This is a genomic window from Corallococcus sp. EGB (assembly GCF_019968905.1).
Lineage (GTDB): Bacteria > Myxococcota > Myxococcia > Myxococcales > Myxococcaceae > Corallococcus.
The window spans coordinates 2,279,692-2,302,944 of the sequence record NZ_CP079946.1 but is presented as its reverse complement, the minus strand read 5'-3'; the positions used below and the strand labels follow the sequence as shown (position 1 = coordinate 2,302,944).

Genomic DNA, 23,253 nt, shown 5'->3' with positions numbered 1-23,253 from the left:
GTCACAACTCGGAGGCCCACTGGTACACGTAGGTGTCGATGTCGCGGGCGGTCGGCTCCAGCCCTTCGCGCTGCCAGTCGTCAGCGACCAGCGCGATGCGTACGCAGTGTTGCCAGTACGCCTCGTCCACCCCCTGCGGCGTCGGGTGCGCCTTCGACAGCGCGCGCGACCACGGATACCAGTCACGAGCGCGGAGTTGGACGTTCACGACGCTGTCGTAGATGGGGACGACGGGTGCGTGAAAGTGCATGTACTTCGACACGAAGGAGCGCACCTGATTGCCGTTGCGGGTGTGGTTGCGGATCTCCTCTGCGAGCCTGCCGTGAAGCACGGCGATCTGTGGGAGCCTCTCGTGCGACGGGACCGGGGCCATCTTGCGAAGTCGCCGGAGGCCAGGGTCGAGCCATTTCGCTGAGCCTCGCAACGCGGCGACGATCGGGCCAAGGCCATCGGCGGCATGCCGCTCGATGCCACTCGCGTAGGACCGACCGATGATCCAGACCTTCGCCCAGATCGCGCCCTCGTCGGTGTGCGACGGCATGCGCTCGCACATATCGTAGAGGACCCCGTTCAGCTTGCGGGACGTCTGCGCGTAGTTGCGCAGGTACTGCTTGTAGTGGGGCCAGGCTGACGTCACGGCGTGCTCCTCAAGATGAACCTACGGGATCGGGAACGGCTCGCCATCGCGGAGACGCTGCACGTTCTCGAAGCCGTCGAGGTGCTCGTCCCACGTGAAGCTGTGGATCGGCACGAGGCGACGCGGGGCGATGCGGCGGGCGAACTCCTCGAGGTCGTCGCGCGAGGCGTGACCGCTCGTGTGGATCTGCGCGAGGGTCGCGCCCGCCGCGTCGAAGGTCGCGCGCACCTGCTGGTACTCAGGCGTCTTCAGGTAGCCCGACCACATCGAGAACGCCCAGGCGTCCTCGGGCCCGAGCTTTACGCCCTTGTTGGTGAAGTCGCGGAGCAGCGAGGACCGCAGCATCACCACGGCGTCGCGCATCTCGCTGAGCTTCGCGGCGCCCATCGCGTGGCCCGACGTCGCGACGCGCTCGACGAAGGCGGGCGCGTTCATGCGCTCGGGGCTCTCGTACATCCACTTCATGCTCGACGCGATGACGGCGCGCACGAGAGGCCAGCCGAGCCGAGGGAGCGTGTCGCGCAGCGCCGACAAGCGCTCCATGACGTCGACGGTGTAGAGATCGAGGACCAGCGTGCGTCCGGCCTTCTTGCAGGCCCGGTAGATCGTCACGGTGCGATCGATGTTCTGCGCGGACCACGTGATGAACACGCGCCCGGACGTGCGCTGGAAGAGCGCGACGAAGTCCTCCTCGAGCTCGGCTTCCATTGGGAACGCCTCCGAGCGACCGAGCGTGGTCCCTTCGAGAAGGAGCACGTCGACGCCGGGCGGCGGGTTCTTCATGAGGCGATCGACGAGGGCGGCCTTGCGCCCGACGCGGCGGAAGTCGCCTGAGTACAGGACCCGCTTACCACCGACGTCCACGAGCAGCATGTGCGCGTCGAAGGCCGAGTGGTCCGTGAGGAACGGCGTGATCGTGAACGGGCCGACGCTGAACGGCTCGTGCGGGCGGTAGGTCTGGAACCGCTGCTCGACGACGGCGCCCGAGAGCGACGCGGTCATCCGAATCAGCGTCTCGGACGCGGCGCCGCTCCACACCGACCACGACGCCGGCAGCGAGCGGAGGAGACCCCAGTGGTCCTGGTGCGGGTGGGAGATGACCAGGCCCGCGATGCCCTTCGACGTGTCGAGGGTACGCGGGATGGCGCCATACGGATCGGTCGCTCCATCGCCCGCCAGCGGGCTCCCCGCGTCGAGGAGGAGTCGGTGCCCGTCGTGCTCGAGCTCGATGCAGTTGCCGCCGATCTCGTCAGCGGCGCGGTGGATCGTGAGGACGGGGCCTGTGGTCATCAGAAGCAGGCCTCGAAGCGCGCGAGCGCCTCGTCGACCGGGAGGATCGCGGGCTCGTAGAGGCCGTACCCGAGCAAGCTGCCCGTGGCGATCCGAAGCTCGGCATGCGGGCTGGGCGGCAACGAACGAAGAAGCTCTCGCAGCCGGGACTTGTCCGGGTCGTGGTTGACGAGGACGAGGAGCAGCATCGGCGCCTCCTCGCTGAACGCGACGAGATCCTTCTCGCAGTCGATGAGGCGCAGCGCGCGCTTCTGGTTGAAGACGCGGAGCATCTCCTGCTTGAGCGCAGCGAGGTTGCCGGGCGCGGCGAGGTAGGCGTTCACGTCGTTGATGTGCGCGTGAAGTCCTGCGGTCCCTTCGAGCGCTCCGTCCCCGAACTTCACCTCGCCGAGCACGAGGCGATGGCCGCCCTGCCTCTTCCGCGCGGCCGGAGTGGAGGGCCAGCGGACCGCGACGAGATCGAAGCGCCCGTGGTGGTTCGCGTACTCGATGTCGCAAACGTAGTAGTCGGTCGAGCGCGCGACCCCTCCGACGTTGTTGTCACGCAGGATGAGCTGCTGGACCTCTCGCTCCTCGCCGGGCTGCGTGAGGTCCATCGCCTGTTTCAGCGTGGGCAGTGCGGCCAGCCAGGACGCGACGTCCGAGGCTTCGCGCAACCGAGGCTCGGGCATCGAGAGGACCGAGCCTTGGAAGTACTTGGTGTCGAAGAACGCCGAGTAGCCACCGTCGGCCCGGGACACGCGCATCACGTTCCCGCCCCGGTAGTAGACGTTGATGTAGTCCTCGCGTAGCTCAAGGCAGAGGCTCTGGTCCCGCACGACGCGCTCGCGGATCGGCGCAAGCAGACCTCCTTGGAGGTCCGCGAGGAACTCGGGGCTCAGCCCCCTGCGCGCGATCGCGGCCATCCTCACCACCATACGCCACGGGCGCACATCACCGCGAGGGTTGCTGTCCCCCGCGCGCTTCCCGGGCGGCTTTGCCCCCGTGGAGGCAGCGCATGGCAGATGTCATCACGTGCCCTTCGGGGCTCACTGGCCGCGTTCGCGGCATGAAGGTGCGCGAGGAGCGCGTCCTCGCCGACCGCAAGCTGGCCAAGAGCGGCGGCCAGGTCGACGAGCTGCTCGCGGCCTGCTGGGAGGAGACCCTCGACGCCGGGCCCTACGCGCTCGGTGAGGGCGGCAAGCTCGATCTCGGCAAGGTGCTCCAGGGCGACCGCTTCTTCGCGCTGCTCATGGTGCGCGCGCTGACCTACGGCCCCGAGTACGCCTTCGGCGTCTCGTGCCGCAACGACAACTGCCGCGCGCGCATCGAGTGGGAGATCGACCTGACGAAGCTGCCGGTGCGGAAGCTCTCCGAGGAGAGCCGCGCCGCGTTCGTTGGCGGGAACCGCTTCGAGACTACGCTGCCCGACGCCGGCAAGAAGGTCGCGTTCAAGCTGCTCACCGGCGAGGACGAGCGGAAGCTGCCCGCGCTCCAGCGCTCGGCGCCCGACAAGCTGCTCTCGGCGGTGCTCGCGTACCGCGTGCTCGAGATCGACGGCGTCGAGCCGAGGGCCAAGCGCCAGTTCCTCGAGGAGCTGACGATGCGCGACGCTGACTTCCTCGTCGACGAGTTCGACCGCGTCGACTGCGGCGTCGACACGACCATCGAGATCGAGTGCCCCGAGTGCGTCCAAACGCAGGAGGTGGAGCTCCCTTTCGACAAGGGGTTCTTCCTGCCGGGCAAGGACAGGACGGCGAGGCGGAAGGCCCGGAGCAGCTCTTCCCCGACGTGAACATGGAGACGTGGCGCGAGGGACTCTTCCAGCTCTGCTGGCAGCAGCACGGAGGCTCGGGCCTCGCAGTGACGGTGCACGACGCCCTCGAGCTGCCGACGACCGACCGCGACTGGCTCATCGAGCGCATCGGCAGGCAGCGCGCGCGGGAGGCAAAGGAGCTCGAGAAGGCCGCGAAGCGGAGGTGACCGATGGCGCTCAACAACCTTGGCCTCGGCTTCGTCTTCACCGCGCGCGACCTCGCCTCGGGCGCTATCGGCAACCTCGAGCGCAACTTCATGAGCCTCGACCGCCGGGTCGGGCTCGGCACCGAGAACATCCAGAGCGCGTTCCAGCAGCTCGGCGTGGGGCTCGCCGTCTTCACGGCCGGCGCCGCGACCGTGGGGGCCGCGTTCTCGCTCGCCAACGCGGCGGGCCGCTTCGAGCAGGCCGTCGCCTCGGCAGGCGCCATCGCGGGCGCGACGGCCGAGGAGCTGACCCGGCTCCACGACGCCGCCATCGAAGCGGGCCTCGCCACGCAGTTCTCGCCGACGCAGGCGACGCAGGCGCTGCAGGACCTGGCCGCCGCCGGCTTCAACGTCACCGAGTCGGTCCGCCTCCTGAACCCCGTGCTCGACCTCGCGGCGGGCTCGCTTGGCCAGCTCACCCCGTCGCAAGCTGCGGGGCTCGCCTCCCAGGCGATGAAGGCGTTTGGTCTGTCCATCGACGAGGCGTCCATCTCGGTCGACCGGATGCTGCAGGCGGTCAACGTGTTCGCGCTCGATGCGAGCGAGCTCCCGCTCGCCCTCGGCACCGCCTCGCGCGGCGCGCAGGCGCTCCATCAGTCGCTCTCCGAGACGCTCATCTCGCTGGGTCTCGTGAAGAACGTCGTGCCCGGCGTCGAGCGCGCCTCCACCGCCGTCGCGGTCGCGATGGAGCGGATGGCCGATCCCCGGGTGCAGCAGGCGCTGCGCGGCGTGGGCGTATCGGTGACGGACTCGCAGAACCGCTTCCGCAGCTTCCTCGACATCCTCGGCGACCTCGCCCCCCAGCTCGATCGCATGAGCGAGGCGCAGCGGTCGGCGTTCCTGCTCTCGACCTTCGGCCGCGAGGCGCTCGGAGGCGTGAACGCCATCCTCACGCAGGTCACCAACGGCGTGCGCACGAACACCGGCGAGACGCTGCGCGGCGCCGCGGCGATCGCCTACCTCCGCGACCAGTTCCAGAACGCCGGGGGCACGGCAGCGCGCTTCCGCGAGCAGATGCTCAACACCTTCGAGGGCCAGAAGCAACTCCTCGCGGGCTCGCTCGAGACCCTCGCCATCGTCGCGGGCGAGCCATTCGCGCAGGTCTTCAAGCCGATCGTGACGATCGTCGTCGACGTCGTGAACGCCGTCCTCAACGCGTTCCGGCAGCTCCCGGCACCGGTGAAGCGGGCTTTCGCGGCCTTCGTGGTGGGCGGAGGCGCCGTCGTGGCGCTGGTCGGCGCGGTCATCGCCGCCAAGGCTGGGGTCGCGCTGCTCGTCATCGGGCTCAAGGCGGCGGGCATCACGCTCGGCGGGCTGCTCGCGACCATCCTGCCGGCGGTGCTCATCTTCGGCGTGCTCACGGCCGTGGTCGCCGGCTTCGTCATCGCCTTCCGAAACAACATCGGCGGCATCGCCGACTTCGCCGCGCGCGTGTGGGAGCGCATCAAGCTCGCCTTCCGAGGGCTCGTGCAGCTCTTCGAGCAGGGAGGCTTCTCCGGCGCCGTCCGGGAGGAGCTGAACCGCGCGGAGAACGCAGGTCTCAAGACGTTCCTCATCCGCGTCTACCAGATCGCCTTCCGCATCCAGCGCTTCTTCCAGGGCATCGGTGAGGGGTTCAGCGCGGCGATCGAGGCCGCTCGGCCCGTGTTCGAGGCCTTCGTCGGCGCGCTGCGCAGGCTTGGCGAGGCGCTCGGGCTCGTGTCCAGCGAGGGCGCCAACGCGGCCGCCGCCATCCCCTCGGACGACTTCGCCGCGTTCGGACGCATCCTCGGGCAGATCGCCGGCGTCCTCGTCGAGGTCTTCGTCGGGGCGCTCACCTTCGTCATCGATGTCGTCTCGAGCGCCATCAACGCATTCCGCTCGGCGATAGCGCCGCTGACGCCCATCTTCGACGCGGTCCGCAATGCCGTGGGGCTCGTGTTTCAGGAACTCGGCAAGCTCGGCGCGATGTTCGGGTTCACGTCCAGCGCCAGCGGGCAGACGGGCGGCGCGCTCGACGCCCTCCGCTCGATCGCCGAGTTCCTCGGGACGGTCATCGGCTACGTCGCCGCCGGTATCGCGGGTGCGATCGGCGTGATGGTCCAGTTCGTCGTCAACCGACTTGCCGTCATCATCGCGGCCTTCCGTTCGGTCGTCGGCTTCATCGGCGGCGTCATCGACATCTTCGGCGGGCTCGTGACAGGCAACTGGGCGCAGGTATGGGTCGGCTTCAAGAAGGTGGTCCTCAACGCCATCAACTTCCTGGCGCAGCTCCTGCTCGGCTTCGTCGAGACGATCGCTGGCGTCATCGACACCATCGCGGGCATCTTCGGCGCCGACCTCGGAGGGGCAGACGCGATCCGCAGCCTACGCCAGGACATCGAGCGCGGGCTGCTCGAGGGCGTCGACGAGGTCACGGCAGGCGTGCAGCTCGCGCCTCAGGGCCAGACGCTCGCCGCCCTCAACGCGGCCACCTCGACCATGCCCGCCGTCGCCGCGATGACGCCTGCAGTGCCCGCGTCGTTCCCGATGACGCCCGCCGCGCCGCCCGCGTCACCGCCCATCACGGTCAACCTCCAGGTGGACGGCACCACGCTCGCCACCGCGGTCCATCGAGCGGACCGCGACACGGCCACCCGCTCGTTCTCGCCGGTCCCGGCGTACTGAGGAGGCCGACGTGTCGTTCGACGGAGCCCTCGCTCGACCGCCCCGGTGCATCCTCGTGAACGTCGCGAGCGGCGAGTCCATCGAGTGCCTGTTCAATCCGACGCAGCTCTCCGAGAAGCTGCAGGTGAACTGGAACCGCCTCGCGGTGCCCGGGCTCTCGCACCAAGTGCTGCAGTTCCAGAGCACCGCGAACCGCCAGCTCTCTGGCGTCGAGTTCTACCTCGACCGCTTCTTCGCCGCCGAGCAACCTGGCGACGTCAACGTCCTCGAGTTCCGATCCTTCCTCCGCGCGCTCACCGTGCCGCCCGACGGCACCGAGGACGTGGCCGCGACCGCGCCGCCGCGCGTGCTCTTCATCTGGCCGGAGGTCGTGACCGTCGAGTGCGTCGTGGCGAGCGTCGAGTTCACCTACAAGCAGCTCGCCGTCGACGGCACGGTGCTCGTCTACGCGGCGAACGTCACGTTCGAGGAGATCCTCGACACGCGCATCACGAGCGAGCAGCTGCGCGAGGCCGAGCTGTAGGCCACGTCCCCGAGGGACCGTCTCGAGGAGCTTTGCCGGAGCATGGCTCCGCGCACCGGCTCCCGGCACTCCTTCGCGCTCGGCGTCCCCGACGAGCTCGGGAGGCGCTTGCTCACCGAGCGCGAGCCGTACCGCTTCAAGGACCACACCGACACCCGGGTCCACGTCGTCGCGCAGGGCGACACCCTCGAAGGCCTCGCCGGCCGGTACTACGCGCCGCTCCCGCGCGCATGCGGCTTCTGGTGGGTGCTCGGCGATTTCCAGCCCGACCCGATCATCGACCCCACGCTCGAGCTCGAGGCCGGCCGACGCCTCTTCGTGCCGAGCCTGCGCGTGCTGACCGACGTCATCCTGAGTGAGCAGCGTCGGAGGTTCGAGTGACCGTGGTGGACCGCAGCGGCCCCGGCGTGCGCATCACGCTGCTCGAGAACGAGCGCGCGCCGAGCGGCGAGCCCCTCGACCTCGCCGGGCGAATCCTCGGCTTCACGTACGAGGACGCCGAGAAGAAGGCCGACCAGGTCTCGCTCCAGCTCGACAACTTCGACCTCGCGCTGTTCGAGCGCGCAGAGCTGGTGGGCGGCGCGACGCTCGAGGTGTCCTGGGGATACCCGGGCAACATGGCGCCGCCGCGCCGGGTGGTCGTGAAGAAGCTCAAGGGCTTCCAGACGCTGACCATCGAGGGCCAGGCCACCAGCGTGCTCATGAACCGCGAGGCGAAGACGCGCTCGTGGGCGAACAAGTCGCGCAGCGACGTCGTGAAGGAGGTCGCCGCGGAGTACGGCTACGAGGGCGAGTTCCTCGACGTCGAGGACTCGGGCCAGGTGCTCGACACCATCAACCAGAGCGCCGAGACCGACGCTCGCCTCCTCCGGCGCCTCGCCGCCCGCGAGGAGTTCGAGTACTTCGTCGACGACGCGGGGCTGCACTGGCGCTCGCGCGACCAGGCGAGCGCGCCGACGCATGTGCTCACCTGGTTCTCGGACCCGGGGCGCGGCGACATCATCTCCGTCAACGTCGAGAGCGACCTCTCGCGGCGCACCGGCCGTGTCGAGGTGCGCGGGCGCGATCCGCTCGCGAAGACGACCATCGAGTCGCGGGCGTCGAGCGCCACTGTCGAGCGCGCGACGCTGAGCGACGTCCTCGAGGTCGTCGACCGTGAGACCGGCGCAACCTCGCTCCAGGAACGCAACGCCACGACCAGCGTGCATCCGACCTCGGCGCCGACGCCTGCCGCTGCCAAGCGCGAGTCAGCCGCGCGCTACCGCCGCGCGGAGCGCGAGACGGTGAAGCTCGCGTTGCAGGTCGTGGGCGACCCGACCCTGCGCGCGAAGCAAGTCGTCGAGGTGCGCGGTATCTCGAGCCTGCTCTCCGGCAAGTACTACGTCACCGAGGCGAAGCACGTCATCTCGTCGTCCGGGTACGTCGTCGACCTGAAGCTCACGCGCGACGGCACCGGCGCACGTCGCGGTGCTGGCCCGGGCGCCCGTGGGCAGGCGCAGGGGGGCGAACCGAATCGAACCACCCCGGCCTCGGGCGGCGCGCTGACCGAGCTCGAGCGCATCGACCCCGAGACCGGAAGTTCGGTCGTGGAGTACCGGCGCGACGGCCAGGTCATCAGCGTTGAGGACCCTGAGGCCGGCGTGAGCGTCATGCGCTGAGGAGGCCCACGATGAGCACCTTCGACGACGACATCCACACGCACGACAGCCGGCTCCTCGGCATGTACGTGGGCTACGTCACCAAGCGCGACGACGAGGAGCAGCTCGGGCGCGTACGCGTCTGCATCCCCGGCGTGCTCGAGCCCGAGAGCGCTTGGGCCTGGCCGCTCGGGACGAGCGGCGGCGGCTCGAAGGATCGAGGCTTCTTCGCGGTGCCCGAGGAGGGCGCCGAGGTCGCGGTCTTCTTCAACCAGGGCAACGTCGACGCTCCGTACTACCTCTCTGCGCACTGGGGGAAGCCGAACGGCGAGAGCGAGGTCCCCGAGGAGGCGCGGAAGACCCCGCCCGACAACCGCGTGTTCTCCACGAAGACGTTCCGCATCGAGCTCGACGAGTCGAAGGACAGCCGGAAGCTGAAGCTCACCAACAAGAAGACCGGCGACCACCTCGTCTTCGACGCCGAGGAGAACACCGTGACGCTCGAGGCGACGACGGCGCTCACGCTGCGCGCGGTCGGCGCCATCGCGCTCGAGGCCACGCAGGTCACCATCGCAGGGCGGGTGGTCCGCCCCATCGCAGACCCCATCTGAGGAGGACCGCCGTGGCGCTGCCCATCTGCCTCGAGATCCCCGAGCTCGGCGATCCGCCGCTCATCACGCTGCCCGGAGGCGTGAGCATCCAGCAGTACAACCTGATGGAGGCGATTCAGCCCGCGCTGACGCCGCTGATGCCGCTCTTCGACATCATCGACACCGTCGTCGCGGTCTTCAATTGCGTGAAGGCCATCCCGGACTCGCTGGGGCCGCCGCCAGACCCGACCGCGCTCGCGGCGTGCATACCGGAGCTCGCCGAAAAGGTGGCGAAGCTCCTGCGGCTCATCCCGCAGCTCTCGCTGCCGTACACCATCATCGGCATCATCGACCTCGTCATCGACACGCTCCGGCAGGCGCGCAGCCAGCTCGTGCACCTGCAACAGCAGATGGTGCAGATCCTCGGCGCCATCGACCGCGCGACGGAGCTCGAGGACGCGGGGCTGATGGCCATCACGAGCTGCGCGCAGGCGAACGTGGCGCAGGAGGCTGCGAACGTCGGCAAGTCGCTCGCGAGCCTCGGCAAGCTGATCGGCATCCTCAACATCTTCCTCGGCATCGTCGGCGCGCCCGAGGTGCCCGACCTCTCGAACCTGGCCGGCCGTCCCCTGGACGACGTCCTGCCGCCCATCGACGCCATCATCGAGTCGCTGCAGACCGTGCGCAGCGCGGTCCCGGTGCCGTGAGGACCAGACCATGAGCCGAGAAGCGCAGAACCTCCTCATCCCGTTCCGTCGCGACAAGAAGCATGACTTCGCCGTAGGCAGCGGCGAAGCGCTGCTGGGCTCGAAGGTGCGCCAAGCGCTGCTCACGGAGGGCGCCACCGCGCGCTCGTCGGGGGAGCTGCCCTGGCGCACGAACTTCGGCGCGGGGCTCGCCCTGCTGCGCCACCAGCGCAACGACGCGGCGCTCAAGGAGCTGGCGCGCGTCTACGTGCGCGACGCCCTCAAGCGCTGGGTCCCGGGCGCCCAGCTCCTGGCCCTTGCAGTGGACCAGGACGGGCCGGCGCTGACGCTGCGGGTGCGTGTTCGTGAGCGGGAGACCACGGCATCCGTGAACCTCACATTGGACCGAGCCTGAATCCTGCGCGCGTCCCTGCCAGCCAGCCAACGTCGCGGTGTCACGGATCGGGCGACACGGTTGCGAGGCGTTCGCGGAAGGCTCCTCCGTTCACGCTCTCGTAGATCGACGCCACCCAGCGTTGAATCGAGGGTTCCCAGTCAAGGACGTTGTAAGAAACCGGCGAACCCTCAGCTCCCAACGAACTTCCACATCCGATAGCGGTGAGGTTGACCTCGGTCTGGTCGCTGCGCCGGACGCTGCGCTCCACATATCGCGCCTTGTGCTTGTGACCATGAAGGATCGTCCGGATATCCCAATCGGCGCACCACGTGTGAAGGTCGCTCGCGTTCACCATCTCTAGGAAGCTCTCCTCGCGCAGCCCGAACATCCGCAAGGCCTTCTGGACCCACGTCTCCGGCGCAACATCGAAGGAAAACGGATGGTGGTGAACAAGAACCAGCGGCAAGTACCGCTTCAGTTCCGGCCTCGCGGCTAGCTGGGTTCGGTACTCGCCGCCAAGCGACCTAAACTGAGAGACTGGAATCTTTCCCCGCGCGAAGCTGCCGCGTTCGGACGAGTTGAACCCGACGAATATCATCTCGGAGTCGTCATCCACGACCACCCTTCGGGAGCCCATCCCGGCCACCTGCTCGAAGTCACGCCCGACGTTCCCAAGTACGCGTTGGTCATGGTTCCCGGGCACCACGATTGGCTCCCGTCCTCGCGCGACATGCGTCAGGTTGTTCTTGAAGGTCGTGAACATCGTTGCGAACTCGGGCTTCGGACTGTCAATGAGGTCGCCCGTGATGACGACACGGTCGACCGTCTTCACCACCTCTCGGAGCTCGGCTTCCAGCAGTGACTGGTTCTCGAGCGCATGGTTCGTCCCGAAGTGGAGATCGCTGATGTGTAGCAAGCGACGAGACGGCTCACGCGCCGCAGCGGCGTGGCGTCTTATCACGTCGTCAAAGCGCCCAATGAATCCGAACTCCGGCCACGGTCGGCGCCGCGCGCGTGGTTCCTCAGGCACCCTTCGGAGTTCCTCCACGAGTTCATCGACGCCATCGGATGGAGCAAACGTGCTGACGCCACTCGTTGTCCAGAAGAGGAACCCTGGCCACTGCCGTAGCGAGTGCAGCGCGTGCGAGAAGACCGGCACGGGGTCGAGCACTTCGAAGTTTCGCCGAGAGCCCTCTTGAGGCGGAAGCGGAATCAGTACAAGCATCTGGCCGTAAAGCGGTAGCTCCGCCAGCCGGTGAGCTTGTCGGCGCAGCCGTTCCCCCGCTCCAACGGCGAGGGCATACAGCGGGTAATCCGCGAACTCGGTACGCAAGGCCGTCAAGACGCGCTCGACGCTCGCGGGCGCCACGGTTTCTTCCCGCTGATCGCCAAGTTGCTCGAGCGCGCGCTGCGCCACGGCCGAGATCTCCTCGGGCCAGCGATCGAAGTGACGCTCCGGAATTAGGTACTCGCGCGGGTTATACGCGAGCATGGACAGGAACTCGCGTAGGTCATCGCGCAGCAGGCGCGGCGGCGCACTGGACCACGACGTTACATAGGCCATTATGTTCGCGTGCTCGAGCCGGAACTGTGCGCCCATGGCGCAGTAGTGTAGCTGCCCACCAGCCCAGAGTCACCCTCGGCAACCGTCGGCGCGGATCGGACCGCACGGCCTTTCTGAAAAGGTGTCCCCACGAGCGCTTCAGGCCCTGCTTTGCCTCCCCGGAGGCTTACCGCCGTGGCCACGCTGCCGGAGTCCGTCGACTACACCGACAAGGATTTCGACGCCCTTCGGGCGCGCCTCATCGCGCTCATCAAGAGCGTCTTTCCGGACTGGACCGACTTCGACGTCGCGAGCTTCGGCAACCTCCTCGTCGAGCTGTACGCCTTCGTCGGCGACGTGCTGACGTTCTACCAGGACAACCTCGCCCGCGAGTCGCGCCTCGTGACGGCCACGCAGCGCAAGAACGTGATGGCCCTCGCCAAGATGCTCGGCTACCGCCTGCAAGGCGCGCAGGCGGCGACCGCCGAGGTGTGGCTCTCGCTCGCGCGCGTACCTGTCGCCAGCGTCACGATCCCCGCGGGCACCGTCCTGCGCACGCAGGAGGTCACCGAGCCGGTGCGATTCCAGCTCCTCGCGCCGGCCGTCATCCCGGCCGCTGCGGATCCGCCGCGCATCCTGGCAGTCGTCGAGAACTCGAAGACCCATACGCAGCTCTTCGACGCGCGCGGGCTCGCGGACCTGGAGCTTCACCTCGACTACACGCCGTACCTCGACGGCTCCGCGAGCGTGACGACGCCGCAGGGAGCCTTCGTCGAGGTGGACAGCTTCCTCGACTCGCGCCCCAACGACCGTCACTTCGTCGTCGCCGTCGACCAAAACGACCGCGCGACGCTGCGCTTCGGCAACGGGGTGAGCGGCATGCCGCCGAGCGGCACCGTCTCGGTCACGTACAAGACGGGAGGCGGCAGCGCGGGCAACGTCGACGCCGAGCGCATCGCCGTCATCGAGGGCGCCTTCAAGGACGCCTACGGCAACGCGGTGCAGGTCTCCCTGAAGAACCCCGCGCCCGCCTTGGGCGGCGCCGATCGGCAGACCGTGGCCTCGGCGAAGCTGCTCGCGCCCGAGAGCCTGCGCGCGCTGACGAGGACCGTCGCCCGCGAGGACTTCGAGATCAACGCGCGGCGCCTCTCCGGCGTCGCCCGCGCGCTGATGCTCACCTCGAACGAGGACCCGACCATCGCGGAGAACACCGGCATCCTCTACGTCATCCCGCAGTCCCAGGCGCCCGGCGCGATGCCCACGCCTGCGCTGAAGAACCTCGTGCTGCGGCAGGTGACCGAGGTCTACCCGTGCACGCTCACGTTCCAGGTCAACGTGCAGGACCCGGTCTACAGGACCATCGACGTCACGGCGCGCATCTTCCTGAAGCAAGGCTTCGCCGGAAACGACGTGCGCGACCGCGTCCGCGCGAACCTCGCCGCGTACTTCCGCGTGAGCGAGCCGGACGGCACGCCAAACCCGCTCGTCGACTTCGGCTTCAACATCAAGGACGCCGAGGGCAACGCCGTCGGCGAGATCGCCTGGAGCGACCTCTTCAACGTCATCCGCGACACGCCGGGCGTGCGGAAGATGGGCGACGCGCGCCTCGACCTGACGCTCAACGGCCTGCCCGCCGACGTGCGCCTCAACGTGCGCGAGTTCCCGGTCCTCGGGGTCGTGACCCTCCGCAACGGCGACACGGGGGAGCTGCTCTGATGGCGCTCCAGAACCCGAGCTTCGAAGACGCGGGCGCGCTGCCGGGGGAAGCCGAGCACTGGACGCTGACGGCGGCCACGAGCCTCGAGGTGCTCGCCGGCTTCGGCGCCGCGCCGGAGGATGCGTGGGAGGACTTCGAGCGCTGGTACGCGCTGCTCGACTCGCTCGACGACGTGGTCGTGGTCCTCGCCTTCTTCGACAGCGCGCTCAAGGGCTACGAGGAGTTCGAGAGCGGCTGGGCGAACGTCGTCTACCTCTACGAGCTGCCGCCCGCGCAGCTCGTCACCTGCGCGTTCGGCGGCGGCGCGGTGGAGGACTGCGAGGGCGGCTGGAGCAGCGTGCCGTACCTCCGCGACTGGGCGCTCGTCACCACGGCGACGGGCGTATTCGACGGAGAGCCGCGCGAGGACTTCGAGGACCAGTGGCGCAGCAACCAGTCGTACGCGTGGACGTGGGCCGCGGTCACCGCCAGCGCCGCGCTGTTCGACGCGGGCGTGCAGGCCGTCGAGGACTTCAACAACGGCTGGACGACCATGACCACCCTGTGAGGAGCGACCGATGGCCGAAGCAGACTGGACCTACTTGAACGACGGGCTCGACATCGCGACCGTCGACCGCGGCGTGACGGCTGGCATCGCGCGCCCGCCAGGCGGCGGCAGCTTCCTCTACGCCTTCAACTCGCTCGCCGCCGTGAACGGCGCGGTGGCGCTCTTCGCGAACCTCGCGAGCTTCGCGCCCATGGCGAAGGGCGGCTCGATCCGCGGCGTCGTGCAGCGTGGCCCGGGCGGCGGTCCCACCGGCTTCTCGCCATTCCTGTTCCTCTGCTGCCAGGGCAGCTCGGTCAACGACAGCGCGTACCTGCTCGGCCTCTCCGACGACGACCCGCACCGCATCGTGCTCCGCAAGGGCGCGGTCACCGTGGGCCTGCCGACGGCGGACGGGCCCGGGGTGTTGCTGAAGTCCGCGGCGTCGTTCGCGCAGGCGACATGGCTGCACCTGCGGCTCGACGTCATCGTGAACACGAACGGCGACGTCGTGCTCAAGGTCTTCCAGAGCGACCTCGCGCTGCATCCGCTCGGCACGCCGCCCGACTGGCAGCCCGTCTCCGGGATGGTCGAGTTCATCGACGATCACCTCGGGATCAACTCCGGCAGCCAGCCGCTCACCTCGGGGCGCGGCGGCTTCGGCTTCTCCGTGAAGGACGTGACCCGGCGCGCGTTCTTCGACCACCTCGAGCTGTTCCGGCAGGTGTGAGCCGATGGCGCTGACCGCGTTCACGAGCCGCCTTGGGCGGGGCCAGGGGCGCCTCCTGACGCCGAAGGCGACGGGCGGCGACTACGCCTTCGTGCTCGGCGATGCGGAGCCGGGGCGCTTCTTCGAGCTCGCGCCGGGCGACCACGCCGAGGTCACCCAGAGCACCGACCTCACCGGGGTCATGCTCGTGCGGGCGTTCCTGCGCCTCTCGGTGCCGGCGAGCACTCCGACCGGGCTCGCGTGGGAGGCGAGCATCACGGTCGACGGCGCCAAGCTCGCCAGCATGCGCTCGAGACTGGGGCGCGAGCGGCTCGTCACGGACCTCGCGGCGAACGTCTCGAAGCTCTCGGGCACGCACACGGTCGGTGTGCGGCTCGAGCTGGTGAGCGCATGAGGAGCGCGCCGTGAGCAGCGTCGAGCTCCCCGCGCTCTACGTCGACAGCGTCGCGCTCCTGGTGAGCACGCCGCGGCTCGTCCTCGTGAACCGCGACCCGAGCCCCGGCGAGACCGGCGTTCCCGTCGACGCCGCGCTCGCGCTCGAGCTCGTCGAAACCGGCCCCGATGGCGTCCATCGGGCGAGCGCGCGCGTGTGGATTGACGGTGTCCTCGCGTTCGAGGGAGGCGCGCCGACGGAGATCGCTCCGGCCTACGCGGGGCCGCTCGCCGCCGTCGTCCAGCCCCCCGACACGCTGCGCGTCGTGCTCCATCCCGTCGTCCCGCTCGCGAGCCTGGCGACGGTCCACGTGCGTGTGCTCGCGCAGACCGTGGGCGGCGCGGCCTCGCTTGACGAGGTGTACTCGTTCGTCGTCGAGGATCGGACCGCGCCGCGTGTCGTCGGAGCGCAAGCGCTCGCACAGCGGACCGTGCGTGTCGCCTTCGACGAGCCGGTGCTCGTCCCGCCCGGCGCCACGTTCGCGCTCACAGCGCTCGGAGCACCCGCCGTGCCGCTCGTCGCGGTCGCAGCCCTGGTGGACGGCAGCATCGTCCTCCTCACGCTCGACACGGAGATGACGCCGGACGTGACGCACGAGGTCGTCGCGAGCGGTGTGACGGACCTCTTCGGCAACGCCGTGCTCGGCCCGTACGATCGCGCAATCTTCACCGGCTTCCGTCCCGCGCGCCCGGAGCGACGCCGCTTCGACCTCTGGCGGATGCTGCCGAAGCACAACCGCCGCGACGACCAGACCGGCGACCTCTTCCGCTTCATCGCGTGCCTGCAGGAGGTGACCGACCTCCTCCTCGCCGACGTCGACCGCTGGCCCGACATCTTCGACCTCGAGCGCGCGCCGGAGGCCTTCGTCGAGCTGATCCTGCGTGACCTCGGCAACCCGTTCCCGTTCGAGTTCGACACGATGGGCAAGCGCCGGCTCGCGTCGGTCCTCGTCGAGATGTACCGGCAGAAGGGCACGGCGAAGGGCATCCAGAACGCCATCCGCTTCTTCCTCGGCATCGACATCTCGGCCATCACGCCGTTCAACGCCGACACGCTCTTCCTCGGCGAGTCGGAGCTCGGCGTCGACTGGGTGCTCGGCCCCTCCGACCGCTTTGCACGGTACGCCTTCAACATCGAGGTCGCGCGTACCCTCACCGACCGCGAGCGCCGCCAGTTCCGCGCCATCGTCGAGTACCTGAAGCCCGCGCACACGCACTTCGTGGACCTCGTCGAGCCCCTGCCGCCAGTCCTGCCGAACCACTGGGAGCTGGGCCTCAGCGACCTGGGCGAGACGACCGATCTCCACTGACGGTATGCTTGCGCGACGCTGCGATGAACAAGAGCGACGAGCAGGAACGAGCGGCCCTCCAAGGGCTCATGACGCTTCTCCTACAGCACACCGTGGTCCTGATCCGAACGGACGAGGCGCCGGAGGGAGAAGGCGTCCGAGGTAGCGGCTTTGTCATCCCGTGGGAAGGCGGCATCCGAATCGTCACTGCCCGCCATGTGATTGAGAAGGGCCACTGGGCGGTTGAAGCCGGCGATCCGGCACGTGGAAGCGATGCGCCCCCGCTGACGGAAGGCGAGCTGTGGAACGTGCCGCCTGCCAAGAGGAGGACGCTACTCCTGCGCATTCAGGTGGACCCACGATCGCTTGACGCCGTGGGCGACGACATCGCGTGGGCCAACCTCGACGTGGACCGCGACGCCCTCGCGAACGATCCCGAAGCTCGGTTTGCTTCCTTGCCGATCTACACGGGCCCCCTCGACGCGACTCCGAAGACGGGCGAGGTCTACGCGTTCGCAGCCGTGAATCGTGACGAGCACCACGTCGACGCGAAGGCGATGCTCCGAGAGGTGTCGTGGGAGGCGTACATGACGCTCTCAGCGCTTCAAGCCTCCGAGGTGGTGCTCGCGCTCGCGCGCAAGCACCAGGGGCACGGATACTACCGCGGTGCCAGTGGGGCCCCGATCGCCGATCGGTCCGGCGCCATCGTCGGCGTCCTTGTCGGGGCGGGAACGCAGCAGAACGAACTCCGGGCCGCGAGCCTGGAACGATTCATCAGTGCCATGCGTCGCATCGAGTCGGGACGGTGAAGGGACTCTACGCGGCTCTCTGACTGGCTCGAGCCGCTGTCCCCGACCGCCGTGTCGGCCGGCTTTGCCTCCCCGGAGGGCCCCGTGCGCTCCGAGGCAAGGACATGGCCGATCGCGTCGATTTCTACTTCCGCCAGCGTGTCACCGAGGCCGAACTCGACCTCGCGTTCGCCTTGCTCGAGAAGGCCGACCGGGACCTCGCCGCCGACCTGAACATCTACGGCATCGTCGCGGGCGCCGTCCCCGCGCCGCACTCGCCGGTGCCCGACCTGACGGTGGACCTCACCGCGCCCGGGCGCGCCTACGACAACCTCGGCCAGCGCATGTTCTTCGGCACCGGGCAGACGGTGGACTGCGCGGTCGACCTGGTGGGCATCCCGACCGACGTGGCCACGGTTGGCAACGAGCGCTGGCTCGGCATCTTCCTGCGCTTCAAGCGCCAGCTCGCCGACCCACGCACGGACGGCAACTCGCAGCAGGTGTTCTTCCGGCGCGACGAGTCGTTCGAGCTCGTGGTGCGTCAGGCGCCCGAGGGCGCCATCGGCGTCGCGCCGAAGCCGGCGCTGCAGGCCGACGAGCTGCTCGTCTGCGATGTGCGCCGCCGCCCGGGGCAGACGCAGATCCTCGTCGCGGACATTGACACCTCGCGCCGGCAGGCCTTCATCTTCGCGCAAGGCACCTCGGTGGCCGTAACCACCGGGACCTGGAGCATCCTCCAGCCGCTCGCCGCGACGGTGCAGGCGGCGTTCGACGAGACCGACGCCGAGCTGCGCGACCACTTCACGGCCGTCGCCCGGCGCCACGCAGCCAGCGCCATCGACTACACGCCCCACGGCTTCGTCGGCGCCGGCAACGTGCAGGCCGCCGTCGACGAGCTCATCGACGACCTGGCCACCGGCGCGGTCGGAAGCTCCGGCGCCACGCGCGTCGGCGTCGACGCGGCGGCGGGCGCGCCGAACGCGCTCCCTGCGGGAAGCGTGAAGAGTCAGCTCGCGCAGCTCCTCGGCTTCCTGAACACGCACGTGAGCGCGCCGACCGGCGCGCACAACGCCGCCGCCATCGCGGCGACGCCTCACAACAACGTCTCCGCCACGAACGTGCAGTCGCAGCTCCAGGAGATCGTCACGGACCTCGTCGCCACGAGCGCGGCTGCCCCCGGAGCGGGGCTCGTCGGCGTCGACGCGATCGCGGGCGCTCCCACTGCCATCGCCGCGGGCACGCTGCGCGCAGCGCTCGTGACGCTGCTCGGCAGCCTCAACGGCCACGTGAACCAGGCAGCCGGAGCGCACGCCGCGAGCGCCATCTCGGTCGCCGATGCCGGCAATAACCTCAACGCGGCGAACGTCGAGACCGCGCTCGCCGAGGTGCTCGACGCGTACGAGGGCGACCACTTCCGCGGCAATGAGGCGAATCCGGGCCAGCACCGCACGATTCGCCAGCCCAACCTCGGCGGGACAAAGGCGTTGCTCTGGGACGCGCAAGGTAACGGCGGCATCGGTGCACGGCTTCGCGTCTACGCCGACTCCGACAACATCTGGTTCACGCTCAACGCTTCGTGGAACGGGAGCGCGTGGGCTCGCGACAGCACCAGCTACTTCGCCGGAGGCTTCCGCTTCTCCCGCCTCGACTTCGAGTTCATGCATGAAGACAGCTTCGCGGCGACGTTCACGACGTGGACCCGGAGGTGGGTGCTTCCGATGAGCAGCACCGTCAACTCCGCGTTCGAGCTGACGGGCTCGGTGCAGGAGACCGGACGACTGGGGCTCGAGTGGACCAACGCCGACACTGCGCTCCACACGCTCGCGCTGGGTGGAGCGGTGACGTTTCGGAATCGGTTCCCGGCTGCGCCATCGTCGATCACGCTGACACCGAGTTCAGTCGGGGGCGGCTTCAGTGGCAATCCGTCGACGTTCTCCGTCGATAGGGATGGCTTCGGGTTCTTCAGCTTTCAATCGATGACCGGACTGCAGAACATGTACTGGTTCGGCAGATACACGGCCGTCGCGTGAGGTACAGCATGAGTATTCGCGAGGTCACTGACACGGACGTTGTGCAGCAGTGCGGCCACTGCGGCGCAAGCACGCGAGTCCAGATCGACGCGCTCGAAGTGGGCGTGGCTCGCGACGATCAAACCGACGCGAGCGTCGTCCCGTTGCCGGCGTGTCCGACGTGCCGCTCGACGGAGTTCCTCCTTCGCTCGCCGGAGGACGAGCCGCCGCATCCCGCACCGGGTAGCTTCGGTCACCTCCACCGGCTCCTCGTCGATGAGGTTCACGCCGCGCTGGTGAAGCGGAAGAAGGTCATCCCGCTGCTCAAGGACAAGCAGGGGCGCGTCGACCCGAAGCTCGCGAAGCCCGTCGCCGCCGAGGAGCTCGCCCGCTGGTTCCCGCGAGGGTTGAAGATCGAGCCTCGGGTCGCAGAGGCCGTACGCGCGAAGGAGCCCGGCCAGTGAGCGGCTTCATCGTTCGCGGGGGTCCGGCGCCCGAGGTCGCCGACCTCGCCGTGCGCACCTTCGCGGACGGCGAGGTGCGGTTTGCCTCGAAGGGCAGGCGCACTCGTGTGACGGAGCTCGTCATCCACGAGACGGTCACGCGCAGCGTCGAGTCGACCCTCAGCGTGCTCAGGAAGTGCGGCCTCAGCGTCCACCTCGTCCTCGGCCCCGATGGCCAGTTCACGCAGCACGGCGACCTCACGAGCGACGTGCTCTGGCGCGCGGGCCCGGTGCACAACGAACCTTCGTTCGGCGTCGAGGTCGTGAACCCGTACTACCCGCGGCTGCTCCGGAAGGGCCTGCCGTGGGAGCGCACCATCAAGGCGCCCTGGGCGCACGAGGGGCAGTACGTGCTGCCGACCCCGGCGCAGGCCGAGGCGGTCGCGGCGCTCGTGCGCTGGGCGACGAGCGCGCCCGCGCCGGGCATCGAGGTGCCGCGCCGCTGGCCGGGGCTCCGCGCCGGCAGCTTCCAGTTCGGGCCGGTCGCCGAGGCGCAGAAGCCGCTGCCCGGCGTGCTCGCCCACCACTACTTCGGACACGCCGACGGCGCGTGGCTCGTCCTCTACGCGTGGCTGCGCATCGAGGCCGGGCTCACGCCAGACGTCGCGTTTGAGGAGGCGGTGAAGCGCACGACGGGCGTGTGCCGCGCCGATGTTCGAGATCTGCTACCCACGCCCGCCGCGGCCTGACGAAGAGGAGAGACGGATGGACACCTTCACCAGCGTTGCGACGTGGCTTCAGGCGACGGGCCCCTACGGGCTCGTGGCCGTGCTCGGCTGGGCGTTCTGGCGCGTGAACGAGAAGAAGGACGCGCAGCTCCGCGAGCTGTTCGACAGGGTGGACGAGATGGGTCGCGTGCAGACCGAGGCCGTGACGAAGGTCGAAGCCGCGCTCCTGGCGCTCAAGGACGCCACTGAGGACATGCACGACAAGGCGGCGTGACGGACCACGCGCGGAGTTCTCGTGAGGTAACGCGGGCTTCCGAGCGCCGGTCGATTTCTCGCTTCTTCGCCTTGGAAGGTCGCCGAAAGGAAGCCTGTATGTCGTCGCGAACGGGGCGCACCGCACGCCCCCCCCGCGACGGAGAGCGACGACATGAAGGTGAGCGAGCTGATCGAGCTCCTGGAGGAGCAGGACCCGGACGCTGAGGTCCTCATCATGAGCCAGCAGAACTGGCCGTTCGAGAACGCCGTCGCCGGCGTCGCGGTGCGCGAGGAGATGCTCCGCGCCGATCGCGACGAGGACGGCGATGACGACGACGCGGAGGAGCCTCGCTACGAGCGCGGCACCGCGCCGAACGACGTGTTCCTCGTCGAGGGCGAGCAGCTCCGCTACGGGTCGAAGACCGCGTGGCAGGTGGCGGTGCGCTGATGCGCGGAGGCGGTCCCGAGAGAGGTCGATTCTTCACGGAACGACCTTGCTCGGGGCGCGAACGGAAGCCTGTATGGCGAAGCGATCCACGCGGAGGCGGCCGATGACTACGACGAACAAGCAACCCCAGACGCCGGGCGACGTCCTCGCCGCCATCGCGCGCGAGAAGCTCGGCTTCGAGACGCTCGACACGCGCCACAGCGACTCGCTCGACTTCCGAGACGTCGCGGTCTGGTCGGTGAAGGACGCGCTCGAGGCCGCGTACCGCGCGGGGCTCGCCGCGGCGAAGGGGGCCCGCCGATGAGCATCCTCGGCACCACGACGACCTACGTCGGCAGCGAGCACGGCTACCTGCGCGGCTACCGCGTCCGCATCGTCGCGGTGCTCAAGGCGGACGGGAGCTACGTGAAGGACCACGACGAGCTCGCGCGCGTAGGCGGCGTGACCGCAGACGACCGCATCGAGGTGCAGCCCTGGCTCGAAGCGGAGAGCCGCTTCAGCTTCGTGACGAGCGATCCGCGCGCAGTCGACCTCGAGTGCTTCGCGCACCTGCGGCGCTGACGACCTGACCGGACTCGCGCTCCGTCCCGGAGCGCCCACCCGACACGTGAGCGCGGGCGCGCGCGTGAAGGGCGACGTGTACCCAGCGCCCGACGAGGAGAGCAGTCATGAGCACGAAGACGAAGGCCAAGACCAAGCGGACGAAGAAGAACGACCTCGAGGGGCTGCGGCTCCCTGAGCTGTGGGAGCGCTTCAAGGAGGCGACGGGCGAGAGCACCAAGAGCCCGAACCGGAAGTTCCTCATCCGGCGCATCGAGGAGGCGCTCGCCGCGCGCACCGAGGAGCCGCCCGCGCCCTCTGCCGACGAGGCGCTGCCCCCGGCTCGCCGCAACGCGCGCTCGGCCGAGCCCACCCCGGAGACGAGCGTCGAGGGGAGCGCAGCTCCGAAGCAGCGAGGGCGCTTCGCGTCGATAACCATCCAGGAACTGCAGGCGAAGTACCTCGAGGTCGTCGGGCGCTCGACGGGCAGCGACGACCGCCGCTACCTCATCTGGAAGATCCGCGAGGCCGAGAAGGGCCGCATCAACGTCGGACCGCGCAAGACGCGCGCGCGCGACGGCGAGCCGCTCGACGTGAAGATCCTCCCGCTGCGGCTCGAGGCCGACGTCGCCGACAAGATGGACGAGGCGTGGCGCTCGCGGGGCATCAAGAACCGCATGGAGTTCTTCCGGGGGGCCATCGGCCACTACCTCGCGCATCTCGGTGCGCGCGACGCAGCCGCGCTCTTCGCGAACGCGGGCGCCACGGGCTCGTGAACGCGGGCGGAATCGGAGGGGCGTCGGCAGGCCTACAACCGCCTCCGACGCCCCATGTCCGCGGAATCTCGCGGCTATTCCAACCGCCTGAAAACACACGAGAAATCGACGTGTTCGACCTTGCTAGGGGCGCGAACCGAAGCCTGTATGTCCCTCGCGACGGGCACGGAGCCCCGCGCAGAGCGCGAGGACGACGATGAGCACGACGACGAAGAACACGCAGGCGACGAAGACGGTGAGCCAGGGCGAGAGCCGCTACGGTAGCCCCGAGCCGCAGATCGAGATCCGGCTCCCGAAGGGGACGAGCCACCGCTTCGTGAGCGCCGCGCTCCACAAGCTCGCCGCCAAGGTCGAGCTGGCCACGCCCGAGCGCGAGCGGTGGGTGGTGCAGACCGAGAGCTTCTACGACGCCCGCGGCCGCGTGTACCTCGAGCTCTCCGACGCGACGCCGGCCGAGGCCGAGCGCGGGATGGCGCTCCTCAAGAAGCTGCTGGGGTGACCGCCGGACGACGCCGCCCCGGCGAATAGCCGCTTTAGCCGAAAAGCGGCTATTTGAGCCCTACGCGGCGGTGAGCGTATCCCCACGGCTGTTCAGCGATGCAGCTGTCGCATCTTCCGGGGACGC

General features: G+C 69.2%; 28 protein-coding genes. 24 read left to right on the top strand and 4 right to left on the bottom strand.

What is annotated here, in order from left to right; genetic code table 11:
• Position 1: 1 nt before the first annotated feature.
• From KYK13_RS09670 to KYK13_RS09660, 3 genes are read right to left on the bottom strand one after another with little or no spacing between them, the layout of a single operon-like run.
• Entirely contained in the window at positions 2-637 is a 636-nt protein-coding gene (locus KYK13_RS09670; protein WP_223643786.1) for a hypothetical protein, read from the bottom strand.
• Between the two features lie 21 nt (positions 638-658).
• Positions 659-1,927: an MBL fold metallo-hydrolase gene (locus KYK13_RS09665; RefSeq protein ID WP_223643785.1), complete on the bottom strand. Its 1,269-nt coding sequence runs from the start codon at positions 1,925-1,927 to the stop codon at positions 659-661.
• Complete coding sequence (locus tag KYK13_RS09660; protein WP_223643784.1) at positions 1,927-2,832, bottom strand: hypothetical protein; 906 nt, start codon at positions 2,830-2,832, stop codon at positions 1,927-1,929. Before KYK13_RS09660 ends, KYK13_RS09665 begins: the two co-directional genes overlap by 1 nt.
• 92 nt (positions 2,833-2,924) lie before the next feature.
• Here KYK13_RS09660 and KYK13_RS09655 point away from each other — a divergent pair, with 92 nt between their 5' ends.
• Genes KYK13_RS09655 through KYK13_RS09615 form a run of 9 tightly spaced genes read left to right on the top strand, consistent with a single transcriptional unit; the run spans position 2,925 to position 10,425 of the window.
• The gene (locus tag KYK13_RS09655) at positions 2,925-3,701 is read left to right on the top strand and encodes a hypothetical protein (RefSeq protein WP_223643783.1); all 777 of its coding nucleotides are present in this window, start codon (positions 2,925-2,927) and stop codon (positions 3,699-3,701) included.
• Between the two features lie 2 nt (positions 3,702-3,703).
• Complete coding sequence (locus KYK13_RS09650; protein ID WP_223646571.1) at positions 3,704-3,889, top strand: hypothetical protein; 186 nt, start codon at positions 3,704-3,706, stop codon at positions 3,887-3,889.
• A 3-nt stretch (positions 3,890-3,892) separates the two neighbouring features.
• Positions 3,893-6,574, top strand: coding sequence for a phage tail tape measure protein (locus KYK13_RS09645; RefSeq protein WP_223643782.1), 2,682 nt, complete (start codon positions 3,893-3,895; stop codon positions 6,572-6,574).
• Positions 6,575-6,584: 10 nt separating this feature from the next.
• Positions 6,585-7,097, top strand: coding sequence for a peptidoglycan-binding protein (locus KYK13_RS09640; RefSeq protein WP_223643781.1), 513 nt, complete (start codon positions 6,585-6,587; stop codon positions 7,095-7,097).
• Between the two features lie 42 nt (positions 7,098-7,139).
• Positions 7,140-7,478, top strand: coding sequence for a hypothetical protein (locus KYK13_RS09635; protein WP_223643780.1), 339 nt, complete (start codon positions 7,140-7,142; stop codon positions 7,476-7,478).
• Positions 7,475-8,755, top strand: coding sequence for a phage late control D family protein (locus tag KYK13_RS09630; RefSeq protein WP_223643779.1), 1,281 nt, complete (start codon positions 7,475-7,477; stop codon positions 8,753-8,755). Before KYK13_RS09635 ends, KYK13_RS09630 begins: the two co-directional genes overlap by 4 nt.
• A gap of 11 nt (positions 8,756-8,766) precedes the next feature.
• On the top strand, positions 8,767-9,345 hold the full coding sequence (locus KYK13_RS09625) for a phage baseplate assembly protein V (RefSeq protein ID WP_223643778.1): 579 nt from the start codon (positions 8,767-8,769) through the stop codon (positions 9,343-9,345).
• An 11-nt stretch (positions 9,346-9,356) separates the two neighbouring features.
• On the top strand, positions 9,357-10,031 hold the full coding sequence (locus tag KYK13_RS09620) for a hypothetical protein (protein ID WP_223643777.1): 675 nt from the start codon (positions 9,357-9,359) through the stop codon (positions 10,029-10,031).
• 10 nt (positions 10,032-10,041) lie between these two features.
• Positions 10,042-10,425 carry a hypothetical protein gene (locus tag KYK13_RS09615; RefSeq protein WP_223643776.1) on the top strand — a complete coding sequence of 128 codons (384 nt, stop codon included), beginning with the start codon at positions 10,042-10,044 and terminating at the stop codon, positions 10,423-10,425.
• 40 nt (positions 10,426-10,465) lie between these two features.
• On the opposite strand, the gene KYK13_RS09610 is transcribed toward KYK13_RS09615, so the two are convergent.
• Entirely contained in the window at positions 10,466-12,007 is a 1,542-nt protein-coding gene (locus KYK13_RS09610) for a metallophosphoesterase (protein ID WP_223643775.1), read from the bottom strand.
• A 138-nt stretch (positions 12,008-12,145) separates the two neighbouring features.
• Between KYK13_RS09610 and KYK13_RS09605 the strand changes: the two genes are divergently transcribed.
• The 15 genes from KYK13_RS09605 to KYK13_RS09535 all read left to right on the top strand — a co-directional run bounded on the left by KYK13_RS09605 (position 12,146) and on the right by KYK13_RS09535 (position 23,127).
• Positions 12,146-13,666, top strand: a complete 1,521-nt coding sequence (locus tag KYK13_RS09605) for a baseplate J/gp47 family protein (protein ID WP_223643774.1) — start codon at positions 12,146-12,148, stop codon at positions 13,664-13,666.
• Positions 13,666-14,214 (top strand): hypothetical protein, encoded by a 549-nt coding sequence (locus KYK13_RS09600; protein WP_223643773.1) that lies wholly within the window; start codon positions 13,666-13,668, stop codon positions 14,212-14,214. The genes KYK13_RS09605 and KYK13_RS09600 overlap by 1 nt, the downstream gene beginning before the upstream one ends.
• 10 nt (positions 14,215-14,224) lie before the next feature.
• Positions 14,225-14,920 (top strand): hypothetical protein, encoded by a 696-nt coding sequence (locus KYK13_RS09595; protein ID WP_223643772.1) that lies wholly within the window; start codon positions 14,225-14,227, stop codon positions 14,918-14,920.
• Between the two features lie 4 nt (positions 14,921-14,924).
• Complete coding sequence (locus tag KYK13_RS09590; protein WP_223643771.1) at positions 14,925-15,314, top strand: hypothetical protein; 390 nt, start codon at positions 14,925-14,927, stop codon at positions 15,312-15,314.
• A gap of 10 nt (positions 15,315-15,324) precedes the next feature.
• Positions 15,325-16,662, top strand: a complete 1,338-nt coding sequence (locus KYK13_RS09585) for a phage tail protein (protein WP_223643770.1) — start codon at positions 15,325-15,327, stop codon at positions 16,660-16,662.
• Positions 16,663-16,685: 23 nt separating this feature from the next.
• Positions 16,686-17,450, top strand: a complete 765-nt coding sequence (locus KYK13_RS09580; RefSeq protein ID WP_223643769.1) for a trypsin-like peptidase domain-containing protein — start codon at positions 16,686-16,688, stop codon at positions 17,448-17,450.
• A gap of 104 nt (positions 17,451-17,554) precedes the next feature.
• A complete protein-coding gene (locus tag KYK13_RS09575; RefSeq protein WP_223643768.1) occupies positions 17,555-19,459 on the top strand; it encodes a hypothetical protein in 1,905 nt (634 codons plus the stop codon).
• 8 nt (positions 19,460-19,467) lie between these two features.
• Complete coding sequence (locus KYK13_RS09570) at positions 19,468-19,902, top strand: hypothetical protein (RefSeq protein WP_223643767.1); 435 nt, start codon at positions 19,468-19,470, stop codon at positions 19,900-19,902.
• Complete coding sequence (locus KYK13_RS09565) at positions 19,899-20,630, top strand: N-acetylmuramoyl-L-alanine amidase (protein WP_223643766.1); 732 nt, start codon at positions 19,899-19,901, stop codon at positions 20,628-20,630. Before KYK13_RS09570 ends, KYK13_RS09565 begins: the two co-directional genes overlap by 4 nt.
• A 16-nt stretch (positions 20,631-20,646) precedes the next feature.
• A complete protein-coding gene (locus KYK13_RS09560; RefSeq protein ID WP_223643765.1) occupies positions 20,647-20,883 on the top strand; it encodes a hypothetical protein in 237 nt (78 codons plus the stop codon).
• Positions 20,884-21,036: 153 nt separating this feature from the next.
• Positions 21,037-21,312 carry a hypothetical protein gene (locus tag KYK13_RS09555; protein WP_223643764.1) on the top strand — a complete coding sequence of 92 codons (276 nt, stop codon included), beginning with the start codon at positions 21,037-21,039 and terminating at the stop codon, positions 21,310-21,312.
• Between the two features lie 103 nt (positions 21,313-21,415).
• Positions 21,416-21,616 (top strand): hypothetical protein, encoded by a 201-nt coding sequence (locus KYK13_RS09550; RefSeq protein WP_223643763.1) that lies wholly within the window; start codon positions 21,416-21,418, stop codon positions 21,614-21,616.
• Positions 21,613-21,873, top strand: a complete 261-nt coding sequence (locus KYK13_RS09545) for a hypothetical protein (protein WP_223643762.1) — start codon at positions 21,613-21,615, stop codon at positions 21,871-21,873. Before KYK13_RS09550 ends, KYK13_RS09545 begins: the two co-directional genes overlap by 4 nt.
• A gap of 107 nt (positions 21,874-21,980) precedes the next feature.
• The gene (locus KYK13_RS09540) at positions 21,981-22,628 is read left to right on the top strand and encodes a ribbon-helix-helix domain-containing protein (protein ID WP_223643761.1); all 648 of its coding nucleotides are present in this window, start codon (positions 21,981-21,983) and stop codon (positions 22,626-22,628) included.
• Between the two features lie 196 nt (positions 22,629-22,824).
• On the top strand, positions 22,825-23,127 hold the full coding sequence (locus KYK13_RS09535; protein WP_223643760.1) for a hypothetical protein: 303 nt from the start codon (positions 22,825-22,827) through the stop codon (positions 23,125-23,127).
• The last annotated feature ends 126 nt before the right edge of the window (positions 23,128-23,253 follow it).